Origin of the sequence: Streptomyces sp. NPDC056580 (genome assembly GCF_042793175.1) — a bacterium.
GTDB lineage: Bacteria > Actinomycetota > Actinomycetes > Streptomycetales > Streptomycetaceae > Streptomyces.
The window spans coordinates 40503-47225 of the sequence record NZ_JBHTVE010000029.1; the positions used below are offsets into that span (position 1 = coordinate 40503).

Genomic DNA, 6723 nt, shown 5'->3' on the forward strand with positions numbered 1-6723 from the left:
TTCTGGAGAAGACCATGCCGGCGTCCGAAGACAACAGCGGCCTCACCACGCTGCCCGCCCACGCTCCCCACCCCGGGCACGCCCCCGGGCACGTCCCCGGGCACGTCCCCGGGCACGTCCCCGGGCATGTTTCCGGGCATGTTTCCGGGCAGGGGGCCGCCACCGGTGCGCCCGGCGGCCACCCGCACCCGGCACCTGCCGTGACGGCCGACACCCTCGCGCCCGTCCGGCAGGCGGCCGGCGCCCCGGCGCCTTTCACCCCCGCGCCCGTCCCGCAGCCGACCCGCGGTCTGCAGACCCTGGGCGAGTACAAGGGGTCGGGCTTCACCGAACGCCGGTACATCGTCCGCCGCGGCGACGGGCAGATGATCCAGCTGTCGCGGCTGCTGTACCTGGTCGTGGCGAGCGCCGACGGCGTCCGCGACGCCGAGGCGATCTCCCACCGGGTCAGCGGCCGCTACGGGGCCGAGGTCACCACCGAGAACATCGTCCACCTGGTGGAGCACAAACTCACCCCGCTCGGGATCACCCTCCCCCTGCACGGGCCGCCCGGCGAGGCGGCCGCGCCCCGCTCCGATCTGCTGCTGGCCCTGCGCGGCCACAAAGTGATCTTCCACGAGGGGCACGTGGCCCGCATCGCCGCCGCGTTCGCCTGGCTGCACCGGCCCCCGGTCGTGGCGGCGGCACTGGCCGGCGCGGTCGTCATGGACGTCTGGCTCTTCGCCGTCCACGGGGCGATGACGGCCGTGCTGCAGGTCCTCGAACAGCCCCTGTGGATGCTCATCATCTTCCTGCTGACCGTGGCCTCCCTGCTCTTCCACGAGTTCGGGCACGCATCGGCCTGCCGGTACAGCGGGGCGGTGCCGGGGAAGATCGGCTGCGGCATCTTCCTGATCTGGCCCTCCATGTACACCGACGTCACCGACGTGTACCGGATCGGGAAGGCCGGCCGTCTGCGCACCGGGCTGGGCGGCGTCTACTTCAACGTCGTCTTCATGCTCGCCCTGACCGCCGCCTACCTCCTGACCGGCCAGTCCTTCCTCCTCGCCGCGGTCTACCTCGCCCACTTCGAGGTCCTCGAACAACTCATGCCCGCCCTCAGGCTGGACGGCTACTACATCCTGGGCGACCTGGCCGGCGTCCCCGACCTGTACGGCAAGATCAAACCGATCCTGCTGAGCCTGCTGCCCGGACGCCACCGCGCCGCCGCGCAGGTCGCGGACCTCAAACGCTCCGCCCGCACCATCGTGACCGTGTGGGTCCTGACCATGGTCCCGCTGCTGCTCGCCGAAGCGGCCTACGCCCTGTGGAACCTGCCGCGCCTGCTCACCACCGCGGCCCGCGGCCTGCACGAGCAGACCGCACGGACCCTCACGGCGTTCGCCCAAGGACACCCGACGGCCGCACTGGCCGCGGCCGTCGGCACCCTCATGCTGCTGTGCCCGATGGCAGGAGGCGCCTACCTCACCGCCCGCCTCACCACCCGCCTGTGGCGCGCCGCCGCGAAAGCGAGCCAGGGCAGACCCGCGGTGCGTCTGGCGCTGGCCGCCGCCGCCGTCGCCGCCTGCGCCGTCCTCGCCACCGCCTGGCTCCAGGGCCTGACCCCCAAGCCACTGCCGCAGGCCGCCCCCGCCACCCCCGCCCTGCAACCCGGCGCCCCCGCCCCCCGCACCCCGCACCCCGCCTCCCCACCCCCCACCACGACACCCCCGGCCACCCCCCGCCTGCCCGGCACCGCACCCGGCAGCCGCCGCGCACCACACACCCGCACCACCGCCGCCGCCCGGCACACCCCCACCGCCACCGTCTCCACCCCGCCCCCGGCCGCCCCCGCCACACCCCAGCCCACCACCACCCCCACCCCCACCCCCACCCGTCCCGCGCCCACCACCACCGGCCCAAGCCCCACCCCCTCCCCCACCCCCTCCTCACCCTCACAACCCGGCCCCACCGGGCCCACGCCCTCACCGAGCGCGCCCTCCGAACCCGGCCAGTCCTGACACCACACCACCCCGGCCCCGACACACAGGGAGAAGACCATGCACCACCGCAAACCCCGCACCCCCACGCCCAGCCACCGGGCCGTCCGCCTCGGCGCCGCCGTCACCGCCGGCCTCGCCATCACCGCCACCGCCACCGCCGCCCGCGCCACCACCGGCCACCCGGGCATCACCCGCCACGTCGCCATCGCCGTCGACACCGCACTCAGCCACGCAGACAGGACCCACGTGAACCAGTCCGACACCACCTTCGCCATCCACGAGTACGGCCCCACCATCGCCGTCACCGCCAACAACCGGGCCACCGCCGTCTCGGCCGGCTGCACCCCCGACAACCCCTGCCGCTCCGTCGCGCTCTCCTACCAGATCGTCACCACAGCCGGCCACAACGCACGCCTGATCAACGCCACCAACATCAGCCGGTCCGTCAACGAACACTGCCCCGCCTGCCAGACCCTCTCCGCCGCCTACCAGTTCGTCATGGCCACCCCCCGGCAGTTCACCCTGAGCCGCCAGGCACGCAACGAACTGAACAACATCAACCGCCAGGTCGACACCCTCAAGACATCCCGCCTGCCCATCGACCAGATCACCCACCAGGCCGACGAACTCGCCCGCCAGATCAAAACCATCCTCGACCGCGAAGCAGCACACGCCCCCCGCACCAGCGGCACCACCGACCCCCTCGCCGACTTCACCCCCACCGTCACCATGCACCGCCACATCCGCTAACCCCCCACCCCCAACCCCCAGCCCCCAAGCCGAGCCCGAGCCCGAGCCCGAGCCCAGCCTCGGGCCCGCCCCCTGGTCCCGCCGCGGCACACGGTCCTGCCCCAGCCCCTGGTCCTGGCCCGCGGTCCTGCCCCGGTCCGCGGACCCAGCCCCCGTCCGCGGACCTGCCCCAGCCCCCGGCCCCAGCCCCGGCCCCCGGCCCCAGCCCCGGCCCCCGAGCCCGGCCCCGACCCCGGCCCCTGGTCCTGCCCCGGCCTCCGGTCCAGCCCCGGCTCCCGGTCCAGCCCCGGCTCCCGGTCCGGCCCCGGCTCCCGGTCCGGCCCCGGCTCCCGGTCCGGCCCCGGCTCCCGGTCCGGCCGTGGCTTCGGGTGCGGCCGCGGATTCGGGTGGGGGCAGCCCTTTACCCCCACGTGGCGTCAGGCGGCGCAGTCGGTGCCGTGAAGGACCACTGGAGCGTGGGACGCGTAGCCGACCTGGCCGGCGTGAGCGTCCGCACGCTGCACCACTACGACCAGATCGGACTCCTCCGCCCGTCGGCGCGGACCGCGACCGGAGACCGGGCCCACGCACCCGCCGACATCGAGCGACTACGACAGGCGCTGGCCCACCGGCGGCTGGGCTTCGGACTGCCAGAGGCCGCGGACCTGATGGACGACCCGTCCACCGACGCCGTCGCACACCTGCGCCGGCCGCGCAACCTGCTTGCTTAGAGGTCGTTTTATCCCGGTGTTTTATCCCGTGATGCGGGCTTGGTCCGGTGGTGTCGGGTCGCGCCAGGAGATGGTGTTCTCGCTGGTGAGGCGGCGGGCCATGAGGTCGGTCATGGCGAGGTGGATCATGGCTTCGGAGCGTTCGGGAAGGGTTTCGTAGTCACGGGCGAGCCTGCGGTGGAGCATGAGCCAGCCGTAGGTCCGCTCGACGGTCCAGCGTTTCGGGACTGGTGTGAAACCTCTGGTCCCGGGGGTGCGTTGGACGATTTCGAGGTCGATGCCGAGGGTGGCGGCGTGCTCCACGAAGTGTTTGCGGTAGCCGCCGTCGACCCAGACCTTGCGGATCCTGGGATGGGCTGATGCTGTTTGGTCGAGGAGTCTCTGGCCTGCGGCGGAGTCCTGGACGCCGGCCGCGGTGACCAGGACGGCCAGCAGGAGGCCGAGGGTGTCAGTAATGATGCTCCGCTTCCGCCCTACGATCTTCTTGCCCGCGTCGATGCCCTGACTCGAGGCGGGAACACTGGTGGACGTCTTGACGCTCTGCGCATCGATCACGCAGGCCGACGGTTCGGCGTCCCGGCCTTCCTTCTGCCGTAAGAGCCGCCTGAGTAAGCCGTTGAGCTGTGCGAACACGCCTTCCCGCTGCCACTTCGCGAAGTAACCGTAGACCGTGTTCCAGGGCGGAAAGTCGTGCGGGAGGTAGCGCCACTGCACGCCCGTGCGGTCCACGTAGAGAATCGCGTTCATGATCTCGCGCAGGTCATGCTCGGGTGGCCGGCCGAAGTCGAGGGCCCGGCCACGTCGCTCGAACCGCCAGGCAGCCAGGACCGGTTCAATCAGCTCCCACCGGGCATCGGTCAGGTCACTCGGATACGCACGCCGTTCCACCATGACCTGGGCATACTGCCGGCCGGGGGCGTGCGCCCAGGCGCGCATCATGCCGTGCCGAAGCACGGAACAGACCCGGGCGTCCTGGAATGAGACAGGCGCAAGCGAATTCTCACCCCATCCGTGACACCGCCAGCACCACCATGCCGGACCGCCACCACAGCCTCACCAGCAGCACATCGACAGATGGAACAAACCAACACAGAGCATCACATTCAAGAGGAAAACGACCTCTTAGACGCCGTTCCTTATGACTCTGGTGAGGGCTGCGCGGCCCGGGGAAAGCCCAACTGCTCCAGCAGCACGCTGAAGAGGTCCTCCGCAAAGGCGCCCCGCGAGCACAGTAGCTCTTCGATCCCGGACTGCTGCGCTGTGGCTGGGATGCCAGCCGCTGCAGCCCACACGAGGGCGCCTTCAGCGCTGGCTGGAACATCCACCTCGAGATCCGCGCGCTTGCGCCTCACAGCCTCGTTGAACCCGGGTGTACCCACCCACAGGCCCGCGTCGTCCAGGTCCTCTGGTTCCTCGCTGAGGAGTGCCGCAGCGTTATCCAGGTTGAGCCACGCCCGCCAACACTGCCCATTGGTTCCCAGCCCGACCACGAGGGCCATGTCGCTATCAAAAACGTCTGCGACGCAGGCCGGTGCACCGGTCCACCCGACCAGGGCGGACAGGTAGCCGTCCTCCCATAGCCCATGATCGAACTGGAGGGTTTGCCAACCACCCGGTCGCGGCCACCACGCACGCACGGTGTCCTTCAGCTCCTGGCTGATGCTGTCGAACACGGGTGCTTCCAGCAACGGACGCTTGCTACGGGCAAAGACCAGGTGACCCGAAAATCCCACGAACCCTCCTCCTCGCAGACGTTGCGCGCACCTTACGGGCTGCCACCGACAGAGCAGGCATGGGCCCACTCAGCTGCTGAGTCGGCGACAGCCGAAGAGGGCGGCAACCATGCCGACGAAAGCGAGGAAGCGCTCGGCCTTGCGCTCGTAGCGGCGGTACAGGCATCGGCATCCGGCAAGCCAGGACACGGTTCCCTCGACAACCCAGCGATGACAGCCCAGGCATCCCAAGGACTCGACGCCCTTTGCGAGCGATCCAGTGACGGATGCCCCTCTTGCGCAGCCATCGCCGCAAGTGATCCCAGCCGTATCCCTTGCCGCGGCACGGAGCCTGGCGGAACGCCGGCAACACGAACCGCGACGGGAACGGACGAGCGCGATCCCACGGACCAGCAGCTTCAGACCGAGACCGTCGTCCATGGTGGCGCCGGAGAAACCCAGCGACAAAGACAGTCCATTCCAGTCTGCGATCAGATGGATTTTCGCCACCAGGAGGCGAACGGAGAACGACAGGCGACAGGCACCACCGACGAGCGACAGGCGGCAGGCACCGCCGACGAGCGACAGGCGGCAGGCACCGCCGACGAGCGGCAGGCGGCAGGCACCACCGACGAGCAGAGAGCGGCAGGCGGTGGGCACCGTGCGGCGGGTGGTGGGCACGGCTCGCTCCTGGCCCAGCGGGCCGCGCGGGCCCGAGGAAGCGGACCGTCCCTCACAGACCCTGCAGGGCACCCGTGAACACCTCCGCCCCGGCCCACCCCCCGCCTCGGGAAGAAAGACCGGACAGCACCCCGCCGACACCCCCGCATCCCGGATGCCGACCGCGGTCCCGGAAGAACCTGCGGCGGAGAGGGCAGGATTCGAACCTGCGTGGGCCCCCAAAAAGGGCCCGACCATGAGGCGAGCTCGCTGGTCCCCGATCAACCACTCCGGGCACCTCTCCTCGTTCCCGGCCCACTTCCCCGCCGGTCACAGCAACAACACTGACAGCAGCCCCTGACCCCACCCTGACACCCCACTGACCCGACCCACGACCACCCCAACCACCCACCACAACGCCCCCACCAAACCGGCGACGAGGACCCGACCCTCCAGGACAGACACCAAAACGGCACCAGACACCACACCACACCCGCCAGACACCACACCACGCCCACACCCCCGGGACACCAGGACCACCCCGCCCGCCCGGACAGCCCTCAAAACACCCACCCCCCACCCGCGCCCACAGGCCAAGGCCGAGACCGGACCGAGGCCGAGACCGGGACCGGAACGAGGCCGGGGCCGGGACCGGGACGAGGCCGGGGCCGGGGCCGGACCGAGGCCGAGGCCGAGGCCGGGACCGGGGCCGGACCGAGGCCGAGGCCGGGACCGGAACGAGGCCGAGGCTGGGAAGCGGGACCGCGCTGTCGGGTCCCAGGGGGACCGGAACGAGGCCGGGGCGAGGCAGGGGCCGGGACGAGGCAGGGGCCGGGACGAGGCCGAGGCCGGGGCGAGGCCGGGACCGGGACGAGGCCGGGACGAGGCCGGGGCCGGGACGAGGCCGGG

At 71.4% G+C, this 6723-nt stretch carries 5 protein-coding genes and 2 pseudogenes; 3 read left to right on the plus strand and 4 right to left on the minus strand.

The window, feature by feature from the left end; translation table 11 throughout:
* The first annotated feature begins 14 nt into the window (after positions 1–14).
* From ACFQ9Z_RS37445 to ACFQ9Z_RS37455, 3 genes and pseudogenes are all read left to right on the plus strand, one after another.
* Positions 15–2000, plus strand: a complete 1986-nt coding sequence (locus ACFQ9Z_RS37445) for a hypothetical protein (protein WP_383030779.1) — start codon at positions 15–17, stop codon at positions 1998–2000.
* A 39-nt stretch (positions 2001–2039) separates the two neighbouring features.
* On the plus strand, positions 2040–2732 hold the full coding sequence (locus ACFQ9Z_RS37450) for a hypothetical protein (RefSeq protein WP_383030782.1): 693 nt from the start codon (positions 2040–2042) through the stop codon (positions 2730–2732).
* A gap of 455 nt (positions 2733–3187) precedes the next feature.
* Positions 3188–3436 (plus strand): annotated as a pseudogene (locus tag ACFQ9Z_RS37455) (MerR family transcriptional regulator); the annotation flags it as partial.
* A 27-nt stretch (positions 3437–3463) separates the two neighbouring features.
* Here ACFQ9Z_RS37455 and ACFQ9Z_RS37460 read toward each other — a convergent pair.
* From ACFQ9Z_RS37460 to ACFQ9Z_RS37475, 4 genes and pseudogenes are all read right to left on the minus strand, one after another.
* Positions 3464–4333, minus strand: a complete 870-nt coding sequence (locus ACFQ9Z_RS37460; protein ID WP_383030784.1) for an IS5 family transposase — start codon at positions 4331–4333, stop codon at positions 3464–3466.
* Between the two features lie 245 nt (positions 4334–4578).
* A complete protein-coding gene (locus tag ACFQ9Z_RS37465) occupies positions 4579–5175 on the minus strand; it encodes a hypothetical protein (RefSeq protein ID WP_383030786.1) in 597 nt (198 codons plus the stop codon).
* 69 nt (positions 5176–5244) lie between these two features.
* Complete coding sequence (locus ACFQ9Z_RS37470; protein WP_383030788.1) at positions 5245–5835, minus strand: hypothetical protein; 591 nt, start codon at positions 5833–5835, stop codon at positions 5245–5247.
* A 185-nt stretch (positions 5836–6020) separates the two neighbouring features.
* Positions 6021–6118 (minus strand): annotated as a pseudogene (locus ACFQ9Z_RS37475).
* Between the last annotated feature and the right edge of the window lie 605 nt (positions 6119–6723).